We start from the raw sequence: 24,656 nt of genomic DNA, 5'->3' as shown, positions 1-24,656 counted from the left end.
CGGGTCGTAGCCGGTGGCGAGACGGGAGCCGGTCAGGCCGCCGCGGTCGTTGCGCGCGTCGCCGTTGGCGAAACGGTCCGGCAGGACGAAGTAGAACTGCTCGCGGGTCAGGTCGTGACGGGCCGGTTCGGCGGCCAGCGATCTGTCCGACGGCGGCGCGGGCGGCGGTGGCGCGGCCGCCGCCGGCAGGGCGGAGACCAGCGCCGCGACCGTCGCCGTCGCCAGTGCGGCGGCGGCTGCGGAGCGCAGCGGGATACGAGGGCGTGTCAAGGCGGTTCTCTCCTGAGGGTGAGGTGCGGTGCGTGCGCCGCCCCGCGTCCGGGGAGGGACGCGGGGCGGCGCCGGGGAGGCGTACGGGAGCGCCCGGGGCGCCCCCGTACGGTCAGTTGCGCCAGGTGTCGTTCAGCGCGACGCGGCTGGTGCCGACGGTGGCGGTGCGGTTGGCGCCGCTCTCCCAGGTGACGTTGCCGGCGGCGTCCTTGCGGAGGTACTTGTACTCGAAGGACGTGCCGGCGGGCAGGTTCACGTCCAGCTTCCACACGGGGTAGGAGGCGGGGTCGAGCTTGAGGGCGCTGCCCGGGTTCCAGTTGCCGAGTTCGGCGCGGTTGCCGGTGACGTAGATGTTCTGGCCCATCACGGTGGTGGCGTTGACCGCGAACGACGCCCCGGAGGCCACCGGGTCGGGGTCGGTGCCGCCGCCGCTGCACGTCCGGGCGTTCACGTGCAGCGCGACGGCCGTGCCCGCGCCGAGTGTCGCGGTGAACTGGCCGGATCCGTTCACCGTGACCGCTGTGCCGCTCTGGACGTCGCAGTAGGCGCCGGACGGCAGCGACGTCTGGAAGGTACGGGACAGGGACGAGCCCTCGTGGTTGATCGCCACGTACGCCTTGCCGCCGCGGCCGAAGGCGATCTGGTCGCCCCCGTTGTCCCACCAGTTCGTCACGGCCTGGCCGCGCGCCGTGTTGCGGAAGGCGACCATGGACGAGATCTCGCGCCAGGCGTGCTGGCACTTCCAGCCGTCGCTCCAGCAGGCGGCCACCTGACCGCCGGCGGGCGGGCCGGCGTCGTGGTCGGAGAACTCGTACCCGGAGTGGACGTCCGGGTTCCCGTACGGCCACGCGAGCATGAAGACGTGCGCGAGCGTGTACGCGGAGCCGTTCTTGTAGGTCAGGGTGTCGCCGCCGCGCTCGGTGTCGTGGTTGGCGACGAACACGTTGGACTGGCCCGAGGGCATGAAGCCCCAGCCCTCGCCGTAGTTCTTCAGATGGGCGAGGTTCTCGTTCTGGAAGACCTGCTTGAGACCGCGTCCGTAGCGGAACTCCTGGACGTCGCCGCTGCCGAGGTATTCGGAGGGGGAGACCGCCTCGCCGGCGCCGTGGATGGCCTCGTGCTTCCAGTAGACGTTCGGGTTGCTCAGCCGGGACTTGATGTTCGCCAGGTCGGCGGCCGCCATGTGCTTGGCGGCGTCGATGCGGAAACCGTCGACCCCCAGCGACAGCAGGTCGTTGAGGTAGCCGGCGATCTTCCCGCGGACGTGGTCCTCGCCGGTGTCCAGGTCCGCGAGCCCGACCAGCTCGCAGTTCTGCACGTTGCCGCGGTCGCCGTAGTTGTTGCCGATCTGCGTGGTGCAGTTGTCGAAGTCCGGCGCCGAATAGATGCCCGGGTAGGTGTACTTGGTGTACGACGATCCGCCGGTGCCGGTGCCGCTGCCCGCGGACATGTGGTTGACGACCGAGTCGGCGACGACCTTCACGCCCGCCGCGTGACAGGTGTCGACCATGTTCTTGAACTGCGCCCGGTCGCCGAGGCGTCCGGCGATCCGGTAGGACACCGGCTGGTACGAGGTCCACCACTGAGCGCCCTGGATGTGTTCCTGGGGCGGGGAGACCTGGACGAAGCCGTAACCGGCCGGTCCCAGGCTGTCGGTGCACGCCTTGGCGACCGAGTCGAATTTCCACTCGAACATCACCGCGGTGACGTCCTTGTCGCCGGGCGGCGCGGCCTGGGCGACGGTGGTGGGGGCCGTGACGGCGACAGCGGCTCCTGCCACAACGGCGAGTGCCGCGGCCACGGTTCTTCTGGCCATTCTTTCCTCCTGCCGAGAGGGAGGTGGGGATACGAGGGGGAAGCCTCGAACGGCAACGCGCCATGCCCGCAAGGCCTTTGAGAGTTCTTACGCAAGAAGTCTGAAACTTGTTGCGGTCGAGACCGTACGGCGCGGCCGCCGCCCGGTCAACCCTTCGCACACACCTTCGTCGACCGCTATATGACGGCCGGGAAACGTATCCGTTCCGTGTCCGCAAACTCTTTCGCAAGTCATTGCAGCGGTGTTACGTTCAACAACGACTCCGGTCCGGCCGGCCGGGGGTTCCGGTCAGTGCCGGCACCTCACGCGCCCGGCCGGCCGGGCCGGTCACCCGGGTCGTACGAGGACGCGTCGCCCACCCCGCGACCGCCCCGCGCCGGGTACGCCGAAGGGCCGGCACCGGCCGCGACGACACGCGGACCGGCCCGGCCCCGGGCTCCTCCCCCACACCGCACGGCGAGTGCGGCCCCCCTCAGAGCACCCGCGCCCCCGGCGCACCCGTCGAGCCGCGCACGACGAGCTCCGGCTGGAAGACGAACTCCGTACGCTGCACCGGGTTTCCGCCGATCTCCTCGATCAGCGCGTCGACGGCGGCCGTGGCCATCGCCTGCACCGGCTGACGCACCGTCGTCAGCGGCGGGTCGGTGAACGCGATCAGGGGCGAGTCGTCGAAGCCCACCACCGAGATGTCACCCGGCACGTCGAGCCCCCTGCTGCGCACCGCGCGGATCGCGCCGAGCGCCATCAGGTCGCTGGCGCACACGATGCCCGTGCAGCCCGCGTCCAGCAGCGCACCGGCCGCCACCTGCCCGCCCTCCACGGTGAAGAGCGTGGAGGTCACGAGTTCCTCGGCCTGTTCCTGCGTCAGCCCCAGCAGCGCCTGCACCGCCGCGGTGAACCCCTCCGCCTTGCGGCGCGAGGGGACGTACCGGGTCGGGCCGACGGCCAGTCCGACGCGCTCGTGGCCGAGGTCCACGAGGTGACGGACCGCCATCCGGGCGGCACTGCGGTCGTCCGGCGACACGAAGTGCGCGTCGATCCGCTCGTTGAACCCGTTGATGAGCACGAACGGGACCCCGCGCGAGGACAGCGCCGCGTACCGCGCCGGGTCCTCGGCGGTGTCCGCGTGCAGCCCCGACATGAAGATGATGCCGGTGACGCCGCGCTGCTCCAGCTGCTCGACGAGCTCGTCCTCCGTGGCGCCCCCGGGCATCTGGGTGCACAGCACGGGGGTGTAGCCGTGCCCGGCCAGCACCTGCTCGATGACCTGGGCGAACGCGGGGAAGATCGGGTTCGTCAGCTCGGGGATGACCAGGCCGACCAGCCCGGCGCTGCGCCGGCGCAGCCGCACGGGCCGTTCGTAGCCGAGGACGTCGAGCGCCGCCAGCACCCGGTGGCGCGTCGGCGCCGCCACTCCGGCCTTGCCGTTGAGCACCCTGCTGACGGTGGCCTCGCTGACCCCGGCCTGGAGGGCGAGATCGGCGAGCCTCGGGACGGCGGGAGCGCCGTCCCGAGGCAGGGGAAGCGTCACACCGCCCACCAGACGGTGGTGTCCGCGGGCAGCTCCGCCTCGGCGCCGGTGACGCGCACGGTGCCGTTGGAGAGCAGCACCCGTCCGTGGGCCGGGACGCGCACCGGCTCGCCGGTGGTGTTGGCGGTGCACACGAAGCCGTCGCGGGCGAACGACAGCACGCCCTCGGGGGCGTCGAGCCACTCGACACCGTCCCCGGCGCCCATGCCCTGCTGGACCCGGCGCACCGCGAGCGCGCTGCGGTAGAGCTCCAGCGTGGAACCGGGGTCCCCGGTCTGGGTCTCGACGCTCAGGGAGCCCCACTCGGCGGGCTGCGGCAGCCAGCTGCCGCCGCTGCCGAAGCCGTACGAGGAGCCTTCGGCGGTCCACGGGATCGGCACCCGGCAGCCGTCGCGGAAGCCGTCCTGGCCGCTGGCCCGCCAGAACGACGGGTCCTGGCGCACCTCGTCGGGCAGGTCGGTCACGTCGGGCAGGCCGAGCTCCTCGCCCTGGTAGATGTAGGCCGAGCCGGGCAGCGCCAGCATCAGCAGCGTGGCCGCCCGGGCGCGGCGCAGGCCGAGCTCGCGGTCGCCGGCCTCGCGCAGCTGGGTGCCGAGCCCCGCGGGGTTGGCGAACCGGGTGGCGTGGCGGGTCACGTCGTGGTTGGAGAGCACCCAGGTGGTGGGGGCGCCGACCGGGCGCATCGCCTCCAGCGAGGCGTCGATGACCTTGCGCAGCTCGGCGGCGTCCCAGTGGGTGCCGAGGTACTGGAAGTTGAACGCCTGGTGCATCTCGTCGGGGCGCACGTAGTTGGCGGTGCGCTCGACGGTGGGGGTCCAGGCCTCGGCGACGAGCACCCGGTTGTCGTCGTACTCGGCGAGGACCTGGCGCCAGCTGCGGTAGACCTCGTGCACGCCGTCCTGGTCGAAGAACGGCATGACATCGTTTCCGAGCAGCTTGAGCTGGTCGTGTCCGCCGATGTCGGGGAGGCCGTCGGCCTTGATCAGGCCGTGGGCGACGTCCACCCGGAAGCCGTCGACGCCCATGTCCAGCCAGAAGCGCAGGATGGAGCGGAACTCGTCGCGGACGGCCGGGTGCTCCCAGTTGAAGTCGGGCTGCTCGGGCGCGAAGAGGTGGAGGTACCACTCGCCGTCGTCGGTGCGGGTCCAGGCGGGACCGCCGAAGATGGACTCCCAGTCGTTGGGCGGCAGCTCGCCGTTCTTCCCCTTGCCGGGACGGAAGTGGTAGCGCTCGCGCAGCGGGGAGCCGGGCCCCTCGCTCAGCGCGCGCTGGAACCACTCGTGCCGGTCGGACGAGTGGTTGGGCACCAGGTCGACGATGATGCGCAGGCCCAGACCGTGGGCCTCGCGGATGAGGGCGTCGGCGTCCAGCAGGCTGCCGAACATCGGGTCGATGGCGCGGTAGTCGGCGACGTCGTAGCCGGCGTCGGCCTGCGGGGACGCGTAGAAGGGGCTGAGCCAGACGGCGTCGACACCGAGGTCGCGCAGGTACGGCAGCCGGTTGCGGATGCCCTCCAGATCGCCCATGCCGTCGCCGTTTCCGTCGGCGAAGCTGCGCGGGTAGACCTGGTAGATCACAGCGTCGCGCCACCAGCCCGTGTCCGTGCCGGAGGTGGGGGCGGCGGGGGCAGCAAGGTGCTGGGTCATGTCATCCCTGGAAGTCTGGGGGTCGGGTGCGGCGCCGGTCCGGGTACAGGCACGGACCGGCGCCGCGGCTTCATGCGCGCGGGTGCTCAGCCCTTGACGGCGCCGGCCGACATGCCGGTCACCAGGTGGCGCTGGGCGAAGAGGAAGACGATCGCGGCGGGGACGGCGATGAGCACCGAGGCGGCGGTCATCGGGCCCCACTGGGCGCCGTACTGGTTGACGAACTTCTGGAGACCGCCGGCGAGCGTCATGTTCTCGTCGCCGACCATGAAGGCGGACGCGTAGGCGACCTCGCCCCAGGCGGTGATGAACGAGTAGAACGCGGTCACCGCGATGCCGGGCTTGGCGAGCGGCAGGATCAGCTTCCAGAAGGTGCCGAACGGCGTGAGCCCGTCGACCTGGCCCGATTCGTCGATCTCCATCGGGATGGTGTCGAAGAAGCCCTTCATCATCCAGGCGCAGAACGGCACGGCGATGGTCAGGTAGGTGATGACCAGGCCGGCGGGCTCGTTGAGCAGGCCCATCGTCGCCATGATGTTGTAGATCGGCACGATCAGGACGGCGACGGGGAACATCTGCGTGATCAGCAGGGTCCACATCAGCCCGCGCTTGCCGGGGAAGCGGAAGCGGCTGACGGCGTAGCCGGTCGTGGAGGCGATGAACACCCCGAGGAGGGTGGTCAGCGCGGCGACGAGCAGCGAGTTGCCGAACCAGGTGAGGAACGGGGTGTCCTCGAGGAGGCCGGTGTAGTTCTCGAGCGTCGTCTCCTTGACGAAGTCCGTCGTGGTCGCGTACTTCGCCGGCTTGAGCGAGGTCAGCAGGACCCACAGCACGGGGAAGACCGCGATCACGGACGCCACGAGCAGTGCGGCGTGCAGACCGAAGGAGGCAAGGGGCGAACGGTGGCCCCGGCCGCGGTTGCGGCGCGGGGACTCGACTGCGGTGGTCACCAGACTTCTCCCTGCTTGCGGAGGACTCGCCGGTAGACCGCGGCGAAGAGCATCAGGAGGACCAGGATCAGCACACCCCACGTGGAGGACTGCGCGAAGTCGCGCGGGCTGATCTCGAACGAGAACTTGTAGGCCTGGGTGACGAGGATCTGTGTGGCCTCGCCGGGCCCGCCCCGGGTGAGCAGGAAGATCACCGGGAACATGTTGAAGGTCCAGATGGTGCTGAGCAGGATCACCGTGGTGCTCACCGAGCGCAGGCCGGGCATGGTGATGTTGCGGAACCGCTGCCAGGGGCCGGCGCCGTCCATCTCGGCGGCCTCGTAGAGCTCGCCGGGTATGGACTGCAGACCGCCGAGCAGGGCGACCATCATGAACGGGATGCCGAGCCAGACGTTGACGGCGATGACCGACAGCTTGGCCCAGGTGGGGTCGTTGAGCCACGGCACCGCGTCGATGCCGACGCCGCCCAGCATCTGGTTGAGCAGACCGTTGTTCTCGTTGTAGAGGAACCGCCAGGCGAAGACGGACACGAAGCCCGGCACCGCCCACGGCAGGATGAGGAACATCCGGTAGAAGGAGCGCCCGGCTATGCGGCGGTTGAGCATGTTGGCCAGGGCGAGACCCAGCGCGAAGGTGACGGCGACGCAGGAGACCGTCCAGACCAGCGTCCAGCCGAGCGCCTCGAAGAACTGGGATCCGGTCAGCGCGTCCTTGTAGTTGTCGAGGCCCACGAACTCGTATGTCGCGGGGATCTCGTTGACGCCGATGGACCGCGCGACGTTGCGCTCGTTGGCGTCGGTGAGCGACAGGTAGATACCGCGCAGGAGCGGGTATCCGATGATCACGGCGATCACGATCGTCACCGGAGCGACCATCGCCCACGCGTACCAGTGCGTGGAGAGGGAACGGCGGACCTTTCCCTCGGGCTTGCCAGGACGGCGGCTCCGGCCGCGGGCGGTCTCGCCCGCGGCCTTCGCCACCGACTGGCTGCTGGTGTCCACAGCCATCAGCCGGTCAACCTTCCTTGGTTACTTCCAGTCCTTGAGGAGCTTCCGGTACTCCTCGGCGGTGGCCTTGACGCCCTTCTCGGGGGTGGTCTGGCCGGTGAGGACCTTGGTGTACTCGGTCACCAGCGGCGCGAAGAGGCTGCCGGTCTCCGGGATCCAGGGGCGCTCGACCGCCTTGTCGACGACCGGGCGGAAGAAGCCGACGATCTCGTTGCTCGCGACACCCGGCTGCGCGTACACGGAGTTGCGGGTCGGGAGCAGGCTGAGCTCCTGGGCGACCTTGGCCTGGTTGTCGGCGTTGGTCATGTAGTCGACGAACGCGTAGGAGGCGTCGAGGTTCTTCGAACCGGCGTAGACGGCGAGGTTGTGACCGCCCTGCGGGGCGCCCTGGCCGGCGGAGCCCGCGGGGACCGGGGCGATGCCGAGGTTGGCCTTGTCGGTGAACTGCGCGCCCGCGTAGGTGTCGGCGACGGCCCACGGGCCGTTGATCATCATCGCGACCTCGCCTTCCTTGAAGGCGGTCTGCATGTTGTTCCAGCCGTCGGTCGCGTCGGTCTTGGCGGCGCCCGAGTCGACGAGGTCCTTGACGACGGTCATGGCCTTCGTGCCGGCGGGGCTGTCGATGGTGACCGACTTGGCCTTGGCGTCGACGAGGTCGCCGCCCTCGCCGTAGAGGAAGGAGAGGAACCAGTAGGCGTCGTCACCGCGGAGGTAGAGGCCGGTCTTGCCGGTCTTGTCCTTGATGGCGGCGGAGACGGTCTTCAGCTCGTCGATGGTCTTGGGGACCTCGACACCGGCCTCCTTGAAGATCTTCTTGTTGTAGAAGATGCCCATGGAGTCGATGACCTGCGGCACGGCGTAGGTCTTGCCGTCGTACTTGGTGGAGGCGGCGGCCTGCTTGAGGAAGTCGTCCTCCTCCTTCAGGGCGGCGGTGCCGTCGAGCGGGGCGAGGTAGCCGAGGTCCGCGAACTCGGGGGTCCAGGCGACCTCGGAGCGGATGACGTCGGGGGCACCGGAGTTGGACTGCGCGGCGTTCTTGAACTTGTTCTGCGCCTCGCCGAAGGGCACGTTGACGTACTTCACCTTCACCTTGGGGTGCAGCTTGGTGAAGTCCTCGGCGATCTTCTTGAAGACCTTGTCCTCGCTGCCGACCGTCGAGGTGTCCCACCAGGTGACGGTGCCACTGAGCTCGCCCGAGCTCTTGCTGCCGCCGTCGCCGCCGTCGTCCCCACCGCACGCCGTCGCCGACACGGCCAGTGCCGCGACCAGAGCGGTGGCCGCTATGCCACGCCGCATGTGAACTCCTTCGATGTGCCCGACAAGGGTGGAGGCGCAGACCTGCCTCCCCGCCGTCCGCTCCCTCGCGGTGCCGGGTTGCCAGGAACGTAACAGGGCTGAAAACCAACGGAAAGACCTTGCGGCAAATTTCTGCAAGGGCGGGGGATCGTTACATCCGCGTGTCCTGAGAGTTGCCGACACATCCCTTGACACGGCCGGGAACCAGAGTGCTCCCTGCTGCAAGGCCCCGGCAAGAGCCTCGCAAGGCTTTGCAGCGATGTGACACGACTCTCGCCCCGGGAGGCCCGAAACCGCTGAATTCCGCATCTGGTGGGCAATCGTGCGCCCGCCCGGTACAGTCCACTTCCATGACCGCGCGGCTCGCCGACATCGCAGCCCAGGCGGGGGTCAGTGAAGCCACAGTCAGCCGCGTGCTCAACGGCAAGCCCGGCGTGGCCGCGTCCACCCGCGAATCCGTTCTCGCCGCACTCGACGTGCTCGGCTACGAACGACCGGTACGTCTGCGCCAGCGCAGCGCCGGCCTGGTCGGGCTGATAACCCCCGAGCTGGACAATCCCATCTTCCCCGCGCTCGCGCAGGTGATCGGCCAGGCCCTCACACGCCAGGGGTACACGCCCGTGCTCGCCACCCAGACCCCGGGCGGCTCCACCGAGGACGAGCTCACCGAGATGCTGGTGGACCGGGGGGTCTCCGGGATCATCTTCGTCTCGGGACTGCACGCCGACACCACGGCCGACATGCAGCGCTACGACCGGCTGCGCGCCCAGGGGGTGCCCTACGTCCTGGTCAACGGCTTCTCGCCCAAGGTGCAGGCCCCCTTCGTGTCGCCCGACGACCGTGCCGCGATGCAGCTGGCGGTGACCCACCTCGCCGCGCTCGGCCACACCCGCATCGGCCTGGCCCTCGGGCCCCGCCGCTTCGTGCCGGTGCTCCGCAAGATCGAGGGCTTCCAGCACGCGATGGCCGAGCGGCTCGGCCTCGGGGCGGAGGAGTCGCAGGAGCTGATCCAGCACTCCCTCTACACCCTGGAGGGCGGCCAGGCCGCCGCCGCCGGACTGATCGCCCGCGGCTGCACGGCCGTCGTCTGCGCCAGCGACATGATGGCGCTCGGCGCGATCCGCGCCGCCCGGCAGCAGGGACTGCACGTCCCGAAGGACATCTCCGTCGTCGGCTTCGACGACTCGCCGCTCATAGCGTTCACCGACCCGCCGCTGACCACCATCCGCCAGCCCGTCCAGGCGATGGGGCAGGCGTCCGTGCGGGCCCTGCTGGAGGAGATAGGGGGCACTCCGGCGCCCCACAGCGAGTTCGTCTTCATGCCGGAACTCGTGGTCCGCGGCTCGACCGCCTCCTCCCCCACCCGCGCCGCCACCGACGCCTGAGCGACGGGGAGGCGGCCCGCCCGGGCCTCGGACGGTCCGCCGTCGTCGCTCCGGCCGCCCGGTGGGCGGGACGCCACCGACGCCCACGCCGCCGAGACGGGGCAGGCGACTCGGCCCGCGCGCCCGGCGGCGCACATCCCCGGCGGGGACATCGCGCCGCGCACGCCGACGGCGACCGGCCGCACCGGCGGCAGGTCGCCGTGCGCGTCCTCGGGCGGGGACGGCGGAAGCGCGACGGAGCTCCCCCACCGGCAGCGCCCTGCCCGGCCGTCGTGGTCAGGTGCCAGCCGGCAGCCTCTCCGCCCCGGCCCTCCGCCGGCCGCACCCTCCCGTGCCGCCCTCAGCCCCCCGACAGCAGCGCCTCCAGGGCCGTCGCGGTGACCGGGTGCCGGGCGACCAGGGCGGCGCCCGGCGGCTCCCGGAGCGCCGGCTCCCACGCCCCTTCCCAGCTCAGCAGCTCCGCCACCGCGTCACCGGTCGCCCGGTGGGCCCGCAGCAGGGCCGAGCCGCGCGGGCCACCGGCCCGGCCGGGCGCGACGGGTGCCGTGCCGGGCCGCTCCCGCCACGGCGGCACCCACGCGTCCAGGGCCGCGAGCCGGCCCGGGAAGATCCGGCCCGCCTCGCGGATCAGCAGCGGGGCCAGCTCCGCGGCCGTCGAACGCAGGGTCGTGATCAGGCCGGGGAGCCACGGCAGCAGCACCGGATCGGGCAGCCGCGCGAACGCGTTCGACACCGCCTCCACCACGACGTCCGCCAGGGCCGGCACCGGCTCCAGGGCATGGACGAAGCCGCTGAGGTACCGCGGATAGGCCGGCACCACCATCGGGTCGGCGAGCAGCGCGTCGCAGCGCTCGCGCAGCTCCTGCCGGGAAAGGGTGCCCAGCTGCACCTGCGCCGCCCACAGCAGCGCCGTCTTCGACGGGTCGCGCGGATGGCACTGGGCCACCGCCAGCTCCAGCTGCGCACGGTCGCAGCCCAGCGACAGGGCGAGGCTCTCCATGCTGAAGAGGAAGCCCAGCATGGCCGCCACCTGGCCGACGGTCGCGTCCTCGTCGGCGAACGCCGTGGGCAGCTGCGTGCAGTAGTGCGCGTAGCCGGTTCTGACGAAGGACTCGATCCACGGCGGCAGCACCGGCTCGCCGGTGCGGTAGTACGCCAGGAGACCGCGTACCCGTCGCAGCACCTCCGGGGCCCCGTCCACGCTGCGCTCGGCGCTCAGCACCTCCAGGGCCCGGGTGCCCAGTTCGTCGGCGAGCCGGCGGCTGCGCAGATGGAGGACGGCGTCCTCGACGGCGGCCAGTACCGTCGCCGTACGGGCCTGTGCGTCCCAGGCGGCCCGGCGCAGCCGCTGCTCCAGGACCTGCTCGATGCTGACGCCCTCGTAGCCGAGCTCGATGAGTGCCCGCTGGTGGGTGCCGAGCGCCACGTCCCAGGACTCCTGGATCGACGTCCCGCCGAGCCGCCGCTCCCCCATGATCGGCCGGGCGGCGCCGTGCGGCATCAGCCGGCGCAGCATCCACAGCACGTCCGAACAGGCCGCCAGTTCGGGCCGGGACGCCAGGTCGAGGAGCGCCCGCCGCACACCGCGCTTCTCCAGTGGCAGGCCGAGCGGCGCGAGCCGGTCGTGCACGTCCCGCGCCAGCGGGGGCAGCGCGTCGTAGCCGACCTGCCCGATCCGGTCGCCGCCCATCATGATCTCGACGAGGCGGCGCACGTCGCGGCGGCCGGGCACCGCGTCCTTCTCGATGCAGGTGATCGCCGCGTCCTGGAAGTCGTACGGCGTGGGCCTGGCCCGGTCGCGCATGCCGGCGAGCAGGATCGACGTCTCGAAGACGGCGATGGCGTCGGCCGTGGAGGCGAGGTAGCCGTTGCGGCGGGCCGCGCGCACGATGTCGACCGACCAGCCGAGCAGTTCGGCCTCGTCGAGGTGGTCGAGAACGGGCGGCTGCCGCAGGAACCCGGAGAGACGGTCCTCGGCCGGTTTCTCGGCCGGCGGCGCCGGCGGGGCCGGGGCCCTCTTCGCCCGCGGCTTCGCCGCGCCCGCCTGCCCGGCGAGCCGGTACGGCTCCACCCGCGTGCGCCGGAGGTTCTTGGCCCAGGTCGTGGCGGCGATCGAGACCGACCCCGGGGCCAGCCCGAACTGGGCCTCGATCGCCGCATGGCTCGACGGGATCAGTCCGTGCTGCCAGGTGGTGGCCGTGCGCGGACCGATCTCGTAGGTGTCGGCGCCCGCGACGCCGAACTCGGCCACCCGGCTGACCGCGTGGAAGGCGCCGCAGACGTAGAGGCAGTCCGCGGGGTCGGTGCCGGTGGCGGACAGATGTTCGCGTATCCGCGTCCACATGTACCGCTCCCGGTCCTCGTCCACCCGCATCCGCCGCGGGTCGCCCGGGGCGAGGCGGCGGAAGAGGCTGCCGATGAGCAGCATGACCTGCCGGTAGGTGTCGTGGTCGCCGTCGCCGAGCGGCAGCTCCACGTACTGGTGCCACCACTCCGACCAGTGGCGCACCCGGCCGTGGTGCAGCAGGTGTTCCTCCAGCTCGGCGAAGCGCGGGCGCAGGTCGCCGATCTCCACGCCGACCGCCTCGCCGTGCAGCGCGGCCTCCTCCCCGGCGGGCGGGGCGGCCGCCCCCTGCGGCCCGGCGGCGGGCCCGCCGGGGTCGTCGCCGCGCCGGTCCCACTGGAAGACGTGGTCCGATGAGCGGTCGACGAGGACCAGCTCGACGCCCGGCGTGTCCAGGGCGTAGGCGATGGCCTGGTACTCGGCCGACGCCTCGGTGATCGGGGCGACCACCGACAGCGGCGACCACTCGGCCGGGAAGTCGCGGACCTCGCTGGCGAACGCCTGCACCGCCACCGGGAGCCGGCAGTTGCGCAGCTCGGTGAGGAGCGGCGCCATGTCCTCGCACAGCTCCAGGTAGACGACCGTGGGCCGCTTCTCCCGGAGCCGGCGTGCCATGGCGACGGCCGACGCGGGCGAGTGGTGGCAGACCGGGAAGATCTCCAGCGGCTCGCGCACGGCCCGGTCGACGTCGTCGACCATGCCGAGGAGGAGTCCCTCCAGGGCGCCGGGGCCGTCGGCGAACGCGGTGGCGGCCCGGTGCAGTTGTCCGCGCAGCGCCTCGAAGGTGCTGCCGGGGGCGGCGGACGGCGGTGCGCCGGTCTGTGCTCCGCTCATGACAGGGTGGCGATCGCGTCGCGGCCGCCCTCCAGGAACTCCGGCCAGGAGCCGCCCTCGGACTTGCTGCGCGGCTCGACGACACCGTGCAGGTACTTGTTGAGGATGGCGAGGTCCTCCGGTTCGCGGCGGGCCAGCGAGCCGACGAGCGAGGACGCCAGGGTCCGTGCGGTGAGGGCCCGTTCGCCGAAGAAGTTGCTGTGCAGCACGGCGTCCTCCAGCACGCCGATCTGCTCGGCGGTGGAGAGCGCCGACTCCAGCTTCTCGTCGTCGCTGCCGGCCGCGGCGGCGGAGGCGCGCAGGTCGGCGAAGCTCTGGAGCAGCACGTCCAGCAGGGTCGGCGGCACGTCCAGGTCGATGGCGTGGCGGCGGAGCAGTTCCTCGGTGCGGAAACGGACGATCTCCGCCTCGCTCTTCTTGTTGGTGACCACCGGGATGCGGACGAAGTTGAAGCGCCGCTTCAGCGCCGACGAGAGGTCGTTGACGCCCCGGTCGCGGCTGTTGGCGGTCGCGATGACGGAGAAGCCGGGCTTGGCGAAGACGATGTTGTCGCTGCTGTCGCTGTCCAGTTCGGGGACCGAGATGTACTTCTCCGACAGGATGGAGATCAGGGCGTCCTGGACGTCGCTGGTCGAGCGGGTGAGTTCCTCGAAGCGGCCGATCGCGCCGGTCTCCATCGCCGTCATGATCGGCGAGGGGATCATCGACGCGCGCGACTGCCCCTTGGCGATGACCATCGACACGTTCCAGGAGTACTTGATGTGGTCCTCGGTGGTGCCGGCGGTGCCCTGGACCACCAGGGTGGAGTTGCGGCTGATCGCGGCGGACAGCAGCTCGGCCAGCCAGCTCTTGCCGGTGCCGGGGTCGCCGATGAGCAGCAGGCCGCGGTCGGAGGCGAGGGTGACGATGGAGCGCTCGACGAAGCTCCGGTCGCCGAACCACTTCGGGGAGATCTCCCGGTCCAGGCCGTCGGAGCGCTCGGACCCCAGGATGAACAGGCGGACCATCTTCGGGGACAGCCGCCAGGAGAAGGGCTTGGGACTGTCGTCCACCGACTCCAGCCAGTCCAGCTCCTCGGCGTACTTGATCTCGGCGGGGGCGCGCAACAGGTCGGTCATGGGAGGGCCTTTCCGAATACGTCTCAGGTGAGGAAGGTCTTGAGCTCGTGGACGAGCTTGTCGATGTGCCCGGAGATCACCGGGGTGCCGAGGGCCTTGAAGCGCTCCCGGAACCAGGGGTTGACCTCCTGCCGTCCGGAGCTGGTCACCGATCCGACGGGGATGAACTTCACCCCGGAGCGGTGGACCGCCTCGATGCCCTCGTAGAGGGGCTGGGAACGGCCGAACTCGTAGAAGTCGGAGATCCACACCATCACGGTGCTGCGCGGCTCGGCGATCTTCGGACGGGCCATGGCCATCGCCACGGGCCCGTCGTTGCCGCCGCCGAGGTTGGTGCGCAGGAGCACGTCGAAGGGGTCGTGCACCCAGGGCGTGAGGTCGACGGCGCGGGTGTCGTACGCGATCAGCTGGACGTCCACCTTCGGCAGTCCGGCGAAGATCGAGGCCAGGATGGTGCAGTTGACCATCGAGTCGACCATGGAGCCCGACTGGTCCACCACGACGATCAGCCGCTGGGGTGTCGTGCGGCGCACGGTGTGCCGGTAGTAGAGGCGGTCGACGTAGAGCCGCTCCTCCTCCGGGCTCCAGTTGGTGAGGTTCTTCCAGATGGTGCGGTCGAGGTCGAGGTTGCGGAAGACGCGCTTCGGCGGAACGGAGCGGTCCAGTTCGCCGGCCGTGGCCTTCTCCACCTGGGTGCGCAGCACCTCGGCGACCTCGTCGACGTACCGGCGGATCAGCGACCTGGCGTTGGCCAGGGCGACGCCGGAGAGGTTGTCCTTGTCCCTCAGCAGCTGCTCGATCAGGGACATGCTGGGCGTCAGCTGTGCGGCCAGCGCGGGATCGGCGAGGACCTCCCGCAGGTGCATCCGGGCGACGAGACCGGCCTCGACGGAGCCCAGTTCGGGCCCGAGGGCCGCGACGCCGCCGCCGGCGGCGGCCCCGGACCGTCCGGCGCGCAGGCCGCCGGGCGGACAGCCGAGCGCGCGCTCCAGCCATCCGGCGTCGGACTGCCAGCGGGCCAGCTGCCCCGCGGTGACCGTGCCGGACCCGGTGGCGAAGACGTTGAGCAGCACCTTCGAGGCGAGCGCGGCACGGCGCACCTCGGCGGCCCTGTCCCGCGTCCCGTCGCCGTCGGGCCCGGGGCTCATCAGCCCGTCCAGCTCGGCGGCGAGTCCGGGGTGCCGCTGGACGACGGAGTCGACGGACGCCCCGGGGTCCAGCAGCGCGGACGGCAGGCCGATGTCCTCGACGACGGCGAGGCTCGCCGATTCGAGCGCCGGCTGCTCCTCGTGGTCGAAGAGGCGGGCGAGCAGGCGCCAGTACAGCACTTGCCTACGGCTGTCGTGCGGGTCGGGCGCAGTCGGCGCGTCCGCCCCGGCGCCGCCGGGCGCGGTCGGGGTGCCGGGCGCGGTCGGGGTGTCGGTCATGCGCGCAGCAGCCTTCCCGCGCGTTCGCGCAGCACGGAGACGGCGTCGGTGGCGGCCTTCTCGGCCCTGGCCCCGGCCTTGTCCGCGGTGCCCGCCGCCCATGCCCCGGCGTGGACCGCGACCGCCTTGCGGCGCACGGTGGTCTCCACGGCGAGGGGCTGGACGCGGAACCCGCCCGCGTCCCAGCGGAGCAGTCCGATGCAGGCGCCGGAGGCCGCGACGGCCTCGGGGGTGAGCGGACCGGCGACCGGGATCCGGTCGGCGTCGACGGCGAGGAGGTGCCCGGCCAGGTCGAACACGAGGGTGCCGTCGTCGTCCTGCCGGGCGGTGTACCCCTCCAGCAGGACGGGCTCGGCGATGACGGCCGGATGCCGGTCCAGGGGCGCGGTCGCCGCTGCGGCGGCGGTCGACAGGGCCACCCGGGCGGTGGCGAACGGGTCGGCGGTCCCACCCGGCTTCGCGTGCGCGTCGTCCCAGATCAGGTCGCCGCCTGCGGTGACCGGCATCGCGTCGAGCTCCATCGACCGGCCGTCCCCGGCGGCCGCCAGGAGGGCGGTGCGGGGACGGAGCAGCTGCCACAGACCCGCGCCCACAATGGTGTCGGGCTTGGGCGCCGACACCGAGGCGCGCACCAGGCGGGACGTCGTGCCGTCCGCCGGTTCGAACACCGCGTGCACCTGGGCCTGGACGGCGGTCGGGTGTTCCTGGAGGTCGACGCCGAGCGGCAGCAGCCGCCCGGTCGCGGTGCCGGCCGCCGGGGCGGCGGGCGCGCCCTGCTGTGTCAGCAGCAGCGCACGCGCCCACAGGTCGGCCCAGCGGCGCACGGGGACGCGCTCCGGGCTCGCTCCGGGGCAGGAGGCGGCGAGTTCGGCGGCGAAGCCGTCGAGGAGCGCCGCGAGGCGGCGCAGGGCGGGGTCGGGCAGCATCGCGGCGACGACCGTGTCCGCCTGGGAGACGAGGTCGTGGTCGATGCCGTGCCAGCCGGCGCGGGCGAGGTCGCAGAGCCAGGCGCGGGCGGCGGCCCGCAGGTTGGCCCCGTGCGCGCCGGCCGCGGCGGCGGGGGTGCCGTCGGCCCGGCTCCGTCCGGTGGCCTCGTCGGCGCGGGCGAGCAGTGCGTCGTGCACGGCGCCGAGCAGGGCGGTGCGGGCGGCGGCGAGCGCGGTGAGGTGGTCCTCGCCGGCCGCTCCGGCGCCGGCCTTCGCGGCGGCCTCGGCGACCCGCTCGGCGAGCGGTGTCCCCGCGACGGCGCCGGCGAGCGCGGCCAGTCCCTCGGCCTGGGCAGGCTGCGGACGCAGCAGCCCGCCGCGGAGAGCCCGGTCGAAGGCGTCGACGGCCGCGAGCGCCTCGTCGAGGCCGTCGACCGCGTCGGTCAGCAGATCGGCACGCATCAGGCCACCGCCCTCGTCGGCGGGAACCACTGCGGAGTCCTCGGCCCGTGCCACGACCGTGCCCGGAGCGGACGGGCGGTCGGCCGGCGGGTGGAACTGGGCCATCACCCGGGCACCGGCGCCCCGCGACCCCCGGCCGGAGGCCCGACGCGCTCCGTTCCCCCGCGCGAACCCGACCGCGCTCCCGCGCCCCGCGCGCCTGGGCCCGGCCGCCCCCGCGCGGTGGGCGCGCCCGGGGCGCCGGCCCCGCACGGGGGCGGTGTGCTGCCGATGCCGCGTCAGCCGGCCCCGCACGGACAGGAATGGCTCATTCTGCATGGCCGGTCCGGAGGCTTCCACCGGGCTGCCACGGCTGTTGTACTCCGAGACATCTGCCCGCAATCGACTGCGCCTTGCCTTGCCTTACGTTCCGACGACGGAAGGACGCTCATGCAGCGCACGTCTCTTTCCCTGGCAGCGGCGGCAGCGGCGACGGTGCTGGGCGCGGTGACTGCCGTGCCCGGCGCCCAGGCCGTGCCGCAACCGCCGTCCGCCGTCCGGCCCCAGCCCCCGTCCGCGATCCGCCCGCTCCAGCAGAGCGCACCGCCGGTCACCACCACCGTGGCGCACGGGGTCACGGTGACCTCCATGGCGTTCGGCCGCCAGGCCGCCGACGACCCGTGGACGGTGCACGTCTATCTGCCCGTCGACCCGGACGGGCCCCTCTCCTCCGCGAACACCGCACTCGGCCCCCGGGCCACCGCCGACCGGGTGGCGGCCGCCCTGCGGGACAAGGGGTTCGAGCCGCGCGTCGAGGAGGTCTGGACGCCCTCGTACGCGGATCTGCGCGCCGGTTCGCTCGGCTGGACCGTCCGCATCGGCCGGTACGCGCAGGAAGCCGGCGCGTCGGCGGACCTCGCCCGCGTCAAGGCGGCCGGTTTCACCGGCGGCACGCGCTATCTCCCTCAGGACGGGACGGACTTCCGGGCACCGCAGAAGGTGCATGTGATGCGGGTGGACTTCGCGGCCTTCCGCGGCTCGCTCGACACGGACTTCGGGCCCACGCTGAACGGCACCGAGAAGCTCACCGACCTCATGGCGGCGGCGGGCGCCACGGCCGGTGTCAACGCCCAGTGGTTCTACAACAACGCCCCGGGCGGCCTGTACGTGAAGGACGGCCGGCTCATAGGCTCGGCGACCCAGGGCCGGGCGGGCATCCGTTTCTCCGGCGGCGGCCGCACCTTCGACGTGGACACCTTCCGGGCGCGGGTGACCCTGAGCGCGGGGGGCGCGACCGCCGAGATCGACGGCGTGAACCGGGTGCCCGGCGACGTGTGGAACTGCGGCGGCGTGGGCGGCGACCTGCCGACCGAGAAGCCGCAGCACGACGTGAAGTGCACCGACGACAGCGAACTGGTGCGGTTCACCCCGGAGTGGGGACAGCCCCCGGCGGGCGCCGGCGCGGAGGCCGTCCTGGACGCCGACGGCACGGTCACCGCGGTCAACACCTCGCGCGGGGCGCGCGTCCCGGCGGGCGGTTCCACGATCCAGGCGACCGGTGCGAGCGCCGCCTGGCTGCTGGAGCACGTGCGGCAGGGCGGGACCGCGACCGTCACGGAGGAGGTGCGGGACAGCAGGGGCCTCAAGGTGGCGCTCACTCCGGACACGACGATCCTCCAGGTCGGGCCGTCCCTGGTCCGGGACGGCCGGGTGTCGGTCAACGCCGTGGGCGACGGCATCGTCCGCCAGGGGCCCGACCAGACCTTCACGTACAACTGGACGGTGCGGGCCAACCCCCGTTCGATGATCGGGGTGGACGACCGGGGACGTCTGCTGCTCGTGGTCGTCGACGGCCGCCAGGCGGGGTACAGCGAGGGCCTCGGGGTCGCGCAGGCGGCCCAGTTGATGCGGCAGCTCGGCGCGCGCGAGGCGATGAACCTCGACGGCGGCGGCTCCAGCGTCATGGCCACGGCGCGCACCGGGATCGTCAACCGCCCCTCCGACTCGACCGGTCAGCGGTCGCTCGGCACGGTGCTGCTGCTGCGCCCCTGACCGGCCCGGGGCGCGGACGGGCCCCGGTCGGAGGGGTGCCGGCACTCGGTAGGGTGTTCGTATGACGACCGGGGTACGGCGCAGGATGGGCGTCGAGGAACGCAGGCAGCAGCTGATCGGCGTGGCGCTGGAGCTGTTCAGCCACCGCTCCCCCGACGACGTCTCCATCGACGAGATCGCGGCCGCCGCCGGCATCTCGCGGCCGCTGGTCTACCACTACTTCCCCGGCAAGCAGAGCCTGTACGAGGCGGCGCTGCGCCGGGCGGCGGAGGAGCTCGCCGGGCGTTTCGAGGAGCCGCACGACGGCCCGCTCGGCGCCCGGCTGCTGCGCGTCATGGGGCGCTTCTTCGACTTCGTCGACGAACACGGCCCCGGGTTCTCCGCGTTGATGCGCGGCGGACCCGCGGTCGGTTCGTCCACCACCCACGCGATGATCGACGGGGTGCGGCAGGCCGCGTACGAGCAGATACTCTCGCACCTCGGCGTCGCCGAGCCCTCGCCGCGTCTCGCGCTGGTGGTCCGCTCCTGGGTGTCGCTCGCCGAGTCGACCGCGCTGATCTGGCTGGACGGGCGGCTGGTCCCGCGCGCCGAGCTGGAGTTGCAGCTGGTGCACGACTTCGCCGCGCTGGCGGCGGTGAGCGCCGCGTACGACGAGGAGATGGCGCGGGTGCTGGCGGACATCCTGTCCCGGGAGCCGGCCGACGGCCCGTTCGGTGATCTCGTCGGCCGGCTGGTGCGGCTGGGTCCGCTGGTGGTGCCGGGTCAGCGCTTGCGGTAGGACGGTTCGAGGTCGCGGATCTCGGCGGAGACGTGCGGCGGTGCGCCGCCGGCGGTGGCGAGGTGCTCCAGGAGCAGGTCCACCACGGCCTGTGACAGCCTCGCCTTGACCTCCTCGCTGCGGCCGGGCAGCAGGGCGATGCCGACGTGGACGAGCGGGGCGTCCGTCCCGCCGTCGCCGACGACGGTCTCCTCCGCGGGACGGAATCGGGTCTTGCACGCCTCCAGCCGGGTCTCGACGGTGTCGACGACGAGGTGGTGGAGTGCGAGCGCGAACTTCCGCCGGTCGAGGGCGGATCGGGCGCCGGGCGAGCAGTCGACGGTGATCTGGGGCACGGAGCGGCTCCGGGGCTGCGGGGACGATGACGCCCCCATGATCTCAGAAAGCCCTTTCCATCAAGGCCCGGTTGCCATGACCGGTTCACTCCGGCCACCGGGCGGCCGGTCACACCGCCTTCGGGTCCGGGCCGAGGAAGCGGAACGCGCCGCCGGTGGCCCGGTAGAAGAAGGTGCCGGTGCCGACGAAGGCGCCGTTCTCCGGTTCGAAGGCGTAGGTCTTCGAGACACCCTCGTAGCGGGTCCTGCGCAGCACCGGCACCAGGTCCCCGCGGGTGACGCGCTCCCTGCCCAGGGCGCGGACGCAGGAGGCGACCAGATGGACCGTGTCGTACGCCTCCGCCGCGAACGGCGGCGGCGCGGCGCCGTCCCAGCGGGTGCGGAACGCGCGGGTGAAAGCGCGGGCCGAGGGGGCGGCGAGCGGGTCGGTGGCGGTGGAGACCACGATCCAGCCGTCGGCCGCGGCCCCCGCCGACGCGAGGAAGCCCGGATCGTGCGCGGCCTGGCCGGCCATGCGCGGCCCGCGGTAGCCCGCCCTCGCCAGGGCACGGGCGAAGGCGGCGGCCGACTCGGCGCCGCCGCCGTGCACCACGGCTCCCGGCCGTGCCGCGACCAGGGCGCGTGCCCGGGCGTCGAGATCGGCGGCCCCCGCGGGGGCGGTCTCCGCCAGGACGGTGCGCCCGCCGGCGCCGCGCAGCCCCTCGGCGAGGAAGCGGGTGGTCTGCCGTCCGTACTCGCTCTCGTCGTCGACGAGCGCGATGTCGTCGAGGCCGTGCAGCCCGAGGTACTGGGCGACCGGGTACATCTGCAGGGCGTTGCTGGGCCGGGCGCACAGGAAGACGCGGTTCATGTGGCGGGTGTCGCCGTCCAGTGCGCTGACCAGGGTGAGCGCCGCCTCGTCGTACGCGCCCAGCACGGCGCCGGCGGCGTCGGTGCCGGTCGCCCCCACCACGGCCGCGATCCGTTCGTCGGCGGCGAGCCGGCCGGCGGCGCTCCGGGCGGCCTCGGGGTCGCCGCGGTCGTCGGCGACGGTGAGGGCGAGCGTGAACGGCTCCCCGGAGCGGGCGTTGTGCTCCTCGACCGCGAGCCGCATGCCCCGTTCGTGGGCCGTGCCCGCCGCCCGTCCCGGTCCGCTGAGGTCGGCCTGGAGCCCGAGGCGGAGCACGGGCCTGGCGGACGGGGCGGTCCCGCCCGTGCCGCGGTCCCGGTCCCTGGCGATGAGCCAGGCCGTCGTGCCGCCGGTCGCGAGGACCGCCGCGCCGGAGCCGAGCCAGGCCAGCATCCGGCGTCTTCGCGGCGATCCGGGTCCGCGGGCGGGCGTCACGGGGGGTGCGTCCGGGKCGGGCGGCGGGACGTGGGTGGCCTCGATGTCGGGCAGGGCCAGCATCCGCGCGGACCGCTCGGCGATGAGATGGCTGACGGACGCGGGCAGCCAGCCGCCGTCCGCGCTGTCGGCGGCCCAGGCGGCGCGCAGCGCGGCCGCGTCCGGCCGGCGCGCGGGATCCTTGTCGAGGCAGGCGCGCACCAGGGGGCGGATGTCGTCGGGGACGTCGTCGAGCCGCGGCTCGTCGTGCACGGTGCGGAAGAGCATGGCCTCGACCGGGCCGCTGCCGAAGGGGCGTTGCCCGGTCGCCGCGTGGACGAGCAGGCAGCCGAGGGAGAACAGGTCGCTCGGCGGGCCGACCCGGGCCCCGGTGGCCTGCTCGGGCGAGAGGAAGCCGGGCGAGCCGACGACCATGTCCGTCGCCGTGAGCACGGTGTCGTCGAGCGCGCGGGCGATGCCGAAGTCGATCAGGCGCGGCCCGTCGGGGGCCAGCAGCACGTTGCCCGGCTTCACGTCCCGGTGCACCGTGCCCGCCCGGTGCACGGCGTCCAGGGCGTCGGCGAGCATCGCGCCGAGCGCCCGCAGGCTGGGTGCGGGCAGCGGTCCGGTGCGGGCGATCGCGTCGCCGAGCGCCGGTCCGGGGACGAACTCCGTCGCGAGCCACGGCGCCGCGGCCTCCGTGTCGGCGTCGACGACGGGCACGGCGTACCGGTTGGTGACCCGGCGGGCGACGGCGACCTCGCGCCGGAAGCGGGTGCGGAAGGAGGCGTCGCCCGCGTACTCGGCCCGGATCAGTTTGATGGCGACGAGGGCGCCGCCCGGGGAACGGCCCAGCAGCACCACGCCCATGCCGCCGGCGCCGAGGCGGCCGACGACGCGGTAGCCGGCGACGTGCGCGGGGTCGCCCAGTCCGGGCGGCTCCAGGTGGCTCATCTCAGCTCCAACTCGACGCGGTAGAGCATCTTGGCGCCCGCCTCCGCGGCGAAGCGGATCAGGTCGCTGACGGTGTGTCCCTCGGCTCCCTTGACGGAGACGGCCGTGGTGACGGTTCCGATCCGGGACTTGCTCCAGACGTATTCCTGGGGCCCGCCGGAGCCGGGGCCGGTCCAGGTGCCGGCCTCGAAGAGGGTGGCGTCGGCGTTCTTCACGTCGTCGGGGTCCAGGTGCATGGACATCAGGCCGTCGAGCCGCTGCCCGCCGCCGAGTTGCTGCACGGGGCAGCGGAAGCTCTCCTGCACGGTGTCCTTCATCTCGCGGTCCGCGAGCGTCTCGTCGCGGTGCACGGTCACCGTGAGGGAGCCCTGGACACGGCCCTTGCCGTCCTCGGCCGGCAGGTCGATGCGCCGGGTGCGGCTGTCCAGCATCCCGGGCGGCAGCCCGGTGCGGGTCCACACGCAGGACGCGGGGAGCAACGGCCTCGTCCCGGCGCTCTCGTACGGGTCGTGGCGGACCATGCCCGGGGTCCAGTCGGCGGGCTCCAGCAAGGCGTTGCGGGTGAGTTCGCGGGCCCGTTCCGGGGTCCTGGGGACACGTGCCGGGTCGGGTGCGAAGTCGTAGGCGTCCGGCAGGGCGCCGGTCGTCGGAGTGGGCGACGGCGTCGGCGAGGCGGCCGGGGACGGTGCGGCGGAGGCCGTGGGCGTGGCGCCCCCGGTCGCGGTGCGCTCCTGTCCGCCGCATCCGGCGAGGACCGCCGTGACGGCGGCGGCCGCGCAGCCCGCCCTCGCGGCGCGGCGCACCCGGCACCGCTTCCCGGCTACGAGCCGTGACGGCAGTGTTCCTGACATGGCATTCCCCCCGTGGTCCCGCCCGCCGGTCCTCCGGCCGTGCCGCCCCCGCGGCACCGGTGCGAGGCGAGCGTATGCGCCCGGGGTGAACGGTGCCCGCGTGTGCGTACGGGGGACGGCACCGATGAACTACCCGCTGTCGACGCGCACTTCGCCCTCCGGTCGGACCGCCCGGCGGCCGCGGGCCGCGGGCGCGCCGGGCGCACGGGGCGGTGTGGGCAGCCGCGGGCGCCTGCGGGTACAGTCCGATCGTGACCGCACCCGCACGCCTGGCCGACATCGCCGCCCAGGCGGGGGTCAGCGAAGCGACGGTGAGCCGGGTTCTCAACGGGAAGCCCGGAGTCGCCGCGACCACCCGCCAGTCCGTACTCGCCGCACTCGACGTGCTCGGCTACGAGCGTCCCGTCCGGCTGCGCCGGCGCAGCGCGGGGCTGGTCGGCCTGATCACGCCCGAGCTGGAGAACCCGATCTTCCCCGCGCTCGCGCAGGTGATCGGGCAGGCGCTGACCCGCCAGGGGTACACCCCGGTGCTCGCCACCCAGAGCCCCGGCGGCTCCACCGAGGACGAACTGACCGAGATGCTGGTGGAGCGGGGCGTCTCGGGCATCATCTTCGTCTCCGGTCTGCACGCCGACACCACCGCGGACACCCAGCGCTACGAGCGGCTGCGTGCCCAGGGCGTGCCGTTCGTCCTCGTCGACGGTTTCTCGCCGCATGTGCGGGCGCCGTTCATCTCGCCCGACGACCGCGGGGCGATGCATCTGGCGGTGACCCATCTGGTGTCGCTCGGTCACGTACGGCTCGGACTGGCCGTGGGGCCGAGGCGTTTCGTGCCGGTCCAGCGGAAGATCGAGGGGTTCGTGCAGGCGGTCGGCGATCAGCTCGGCTGCGATCCGCGCACGGTCGAGCACGAACTGATACAGCACTCGCTCTACACCCTGGAGGGCGGTCAGGCCGCCGCCTCGGCCCTCATGGACCGCGGGTGCACGGCCGTCGTCTGCGCCAGCGACATGATGGCGCTGGGCGCGATACGGGCCGCCCGGCAGCGGGGGCTCGAAGTGCCGGACGACGTCTCCGTCGTCGGTTTCGACGACTCACCGCTGATCGCCTTCACGGACCCGCCGCTGACCACCGTGCGCAAGCCGGTGCCCGCGATGGGACAGGCCACGGTCCGCGCGCTGCTGGAGGAGATCGGCGACGCGCACTCGGGCGAGGGCGCCGGCCGCAGGGCCCCGGTGCACGGGGAATTCGTGTTCATGCCGGAGCTGGTGGTGCGCGGTTCCACCGCGTCGGCCCCCCGGCAGGCCACCCTGCCGGACCCCCGGGTGCCCCCTCGTCCGTAGGGTGGACCGGGTGCGGCGATGACCCGACCGAGGGATGATCAGGGTGGGC

The 24,656-nt window shown here is 73.0% G+C and carries 18 protein-coding genes; 4 read left to right on the top strand and 14 right to left on the bottom strand.

The genetic code is table 11. From position 1 onward, the window contains the following. The 7 genes from EAO77_RS38790 to EAO77_RS22800 all read right to left on the bottom strand — a co-directional run. A partial coding sequence (locus EAO77_RS38790) for a hypothetical protein (RefSeq protein WP_187283369.1) occupies positions 1 to 270 on the bottom strand: 270 nt, incomplete at its 3' end. Between the two features lie 112 nt (positions 271 to 382). After that, a complete protein-coding gene (locus EAO77_RS22825; RefSeq protein ID WP_147990171.1) occupies positions 383 to 2,086 on the bottom strand; it encodes a carbohydrate-binding module family 20 domain-containing protein in 1,704 nt (567 codons plus the stop codon). A 472-nt stretch (positions 2,087 to 2,558) separates the two neighbouring features. Continuing rightward, positions 2,559 to 3,626 (bottom strand): LacI family DNA-binding transcriptional regulator, encoded by a 1,068-nt coding sequence (locus tag EAO77_RS22820; protein WP_147990170.1) that lies wholly within the window; start codon positions 3,624 to 3,626, stop codon positions 2,559 to 2,561. Then, on the bottom strand, positions 3,614 to 5,263 hold the full coding sequence (locus EAO77_RS22815) for a glycoside hydrolase family 13 protein (protein ID WP_147990169.1): 1,650 nt from the start codon (positions 5,261 to 5,263) through the stop codon (positions 3,614 to 3,616). Before EAO77_RS22815 ends, EAO77_RS22820 begins: the two co-directional genes overlap by 13 nt. Before the next feature lie 86 nt (positions 5,264 to 5,349). Continuing rightward, complete coding sequence (locus EAO77_RS22810; RefSeq protein WP_187283368.1) at positions 5,350 to 6,213, bottom strand: sugar ABC transporter permease; 864 nt, start codon at positions 6,211 to 6,213, stop codon at positions 5,350 to 5,352. Continuing rightward, positions 6,210 to 7,220: a carbohydrate ABC transporter permease gene (locus tag EAO77_RS22805; RefSeq protein ID WP_147990168.1), complete on the bottom strand. Its 1,011-nt coding sequence runs from the start codon at positions 7,218 to 7,220 to the stop codon at positions 6,210 to 6,212. Before EAO77_RS22805 ends, EAO77_RS22810 begins: the two co-directional genes overlap by 4 nt. Before the next feature lie 21 nt (positions 7,221 to 7,241). Then, positions 7,242 to 8,516, bottom strand: a complete 1,275-nt coding sequence (locus tag EAO77_RS22800; protein ID WP_147990167.1) for an extracellular solute-binding protein — start codon at positions 8,514 to 8,516, stop codon at positions 7,242 to 7,244. 350 nt (positions 8,517 to 8,866) lie between these two features. Between EAO77_RS22800 and EAO77_RS22795 the strand changes: the two genes are divergently transcribed. Then, positions 8,867 to 9,901 carry a LacI family DNA-binding transcriptional regulator gene (locus EAO77_RS22795; RefSeq protein WP_147990166.1) on the top strand — a complete coding sequence of 345 codons (1,035 nt, stop codon included), beginning with the start codon at positions 8,867 to 8,869 and terminating at the stop codon, positions 9,899 to 9,901. A gap of 340 nt (positions 9,902 to 10,241) precedes the next feature. Here EAO77_RS22795 and EAO77_RS22790 read toward each other — a convergent pair whose 3' ends face one another. The 4 genes from EAO77_RS22790 to EAO77_RS22775 are packed head-to-tail and all read right to left on the bottom strand — an operon-like array spanning position 10,242 to position 17,042. Further along, positions 10,242 to 13,079, bottom strand: coding sequence for a hypothetical protein (locus EAO77_RS22790; protein ID WP_147990165.1), 2,838 nt, complete (start codon positions 13,077 to 13,079; stop codon positions 10,242 to 10,244). Next, positions 13,076 to 14,197: an ATP-binding protein gene (locus tag EAO77_RS22785; protein ID WP_147990164.1), complete on the bottom strand. Its 1,122-nt coding sequence runs from the start codon at positions 14,195 to 14,197 to the stop codon at positions 13,076 to 13,078. The genes EAO77_RS22790 and EAO77_RS22785 overlap by 4 nt, the downstream gene beginning before the upstream one ends. A gap of 23 nt (positions 14,198 to 14,220) precedes the next feature. Beyond that, on the bottom strand, positions 14,221 to 15,624 hold the full coding sequence (locus tag EAO77_RS22780; protein WP_147990163.1) for a VWA domain-containing protein: 1,404 nt from the start codon (positions 15,622 to 15,624) through the stop codon (positions 14,221 to 14,223). After that, positions 15,621 to 17,042: a hypothetical protein gene (locus EAO77_RS22775; protein WP_147990971.1), complete on the bottom strand. Its 1,422-nt coding sequence runs from the start codon at positions 17,040 to 17,042 to the stop codon at positions 15,621 to 15,623. Before EAO77_RS22775 ends, EAO77_RS22780 begins: the two co-directional genes overlap by 4 nt. 399 nt (positions 17,043 to 17,441) lie before the next feature. Here EAO77_RS22775 and EAO77_RS22770 point away from each other — a divergent pair, with 399 nt between their 5' ends. Together EAO77_RS22770 and EAO77_RS22765 are read left to right on the top strand one after the other, a co-directional pair. Next, complete coding sequence (locus EAO77_RS22770) at positions 17,442 to 19,043, top strand: phosphodiester glycosidase family protein (RefSeq protein ID WP_187283367.1); 1,602 nt, start codon at positions 17,442 to 17,444, stop codon at positions 19,041 to 19,043. A gap of 61 nt (positions 19,044 to 19,104) precedes the next feature. After that, positions 19,105 to 19,821, top strand: coding sequence for a TetR/AcrR family transcriptional regulator (locus EAO77_RS22765; RefSeq protein ID WP_147990161.1), 717 nt, complete (start codon positions 19,105 to 19,107; stop codon positions 19,819 to 19,821). Here EAO77_RS22765 and EAO77_RS22760 read toward each other — a convergent pair. The 3 genes from EAO77_RS22760 to EAO77_RS22750 all read right to left on the bottom strand — a co-directional run bounded on the left by EAO77_RS22760 (position 19,806) and on the right by EAO77_RS22750 (position 23,264). Continuing rightward, positions 19,806 to 20,156 (bottom strand): 5-carboxymethyl-2-hydroxymuconate Delta-isomerase, encoded by a 351-nt coding sequence (locus EAO77_RS22760; RefSeq protein WP_147990160.1) that lies wholly within the window; start codon positions 20,154 to 20,156, stop codon positions 19,806 to 19,808. The two genes, EAO77_RS22765 and EAO77_RS22760, sit on opposite strands and share 16 nt — an antisense overlap. Before the next feature lie 109 nt (positions 20,157 to 20,265). After that, entirely contained in the window at positions 20,266 to 22,404 is a 2,139-nt protein-coding gene (locus EAO77_RS22755) for a bifunctional serine/threonine-protein kinase/ABC transporter substrate-binding protein (protein WP_410088720.1), read from the bottom strand. A gap of 5 nt (positions 22,405 to 22,409) precedes the next feature. Next, positions 22,410 to 23,264 (bottom strand): hypothetical protein, encoded by an 855-nt coding sequence (locus EAO77_RS22750; RefSeq protein ID WP_261994111.1) that lies wholly within the window; start codon positions 23,262 to 23,264, stop codon positions 22,410 to 22,412. Between the two features lie 251 nt (positions 23,265 to 23,515). On the opposite strand from EAO77_RS22750, the gene EAO77_RS22745 reads away from it, so the two are divergent. Continuing rightward, on the top strand, positions 23,516 to 24,607 hold the full coding sequence (locus tag EAO77_RS22745; protein ID WP_147990158.1) for a LacI family DNA-binding transcriptional regulator: 1,092 nt from the start codon (positions 23,516 to 23,518) through the stop codon (positions 24,605 to 24,607). Positions 24,608 to 24,656 lie beyond the last annotated feature (49 nt).

The sequence above is a fragment of the Streptomyces sp. T39 genome (genome assembly GCF_008042045.1).
GTDB lineage: Bacteria > Actinomycetota > Actinomycetes > Streptomycetales > Streptomycetaceae > Streptomyces.
The sequence above is the reverse complement of the archived record's forward strand: the minus strand, read 5'-3'. Positions and strand labels throughout refer to the sequence as shown.